This window comes from Neptunomonas sp. CHC150 (assembly GCF_030397555.1).
Taxonomy (GTDB): domain Bacteria; phylum Pseudomonadota; class Gammaproteobacteria; order Pseudomonadales; family Balneatricaceae; genus Neptunomonas; species Neptunomonas phycophila.
This window is the reverse complement of sequence record NZ_JAPNXU010000056.1, coordinates 1-385: the sequence shown is the minus strand read 5'-3', so window position 1 is coordinate 385 and position 385 is coordinate 1. Positions and strand designations below refer to the sequence as shown.

The window sequence follows — 385 nt, the reverse complement described above, 5'->3', positions numbered from 1 at the left end:
TGGCAGTATTGAGACATTAGGCCAAGTTCAAGGCATGTCAAAAGCTGAAGAGATGGCCAGCGCTATGACTGATCAGTGGGAGCGATTGCAATCCGTATGGTTTGCTGTTCGCGCTGCTGTTTTTGGTGCGGTGCTTCCATCCATTAATGCGGTTGTTGGCTCAATGGCCAACGGTTTGATGATAGTTGTAGGCTGGACTGAGGAATTTCCTTGGCTTGCTGAAATTCTAGGTTACGTCGCTATTGCGGGTTTATCCCTTGGTGGGGTAGTCGCAACACTATCGCTGGCTATGGGGATTGGGCAAATGATGTCTGCAGGTTGGGCCGTCACCATGACTGGCTTAAACAGCATCATGAAACTGCTACGCATTACCACAATGGCAAGC

General features: G+C 49.6%; 1 pseudogene. It reads left to right on the top strand.

From position 1 onward, the window contains the following. Positions 1-34 precede the first annotated feature (34 nt). Positions 35-385, top strand: a pseudogene (locus OW491_RS18165) (hypothetical protein); the annotation flags it as partial.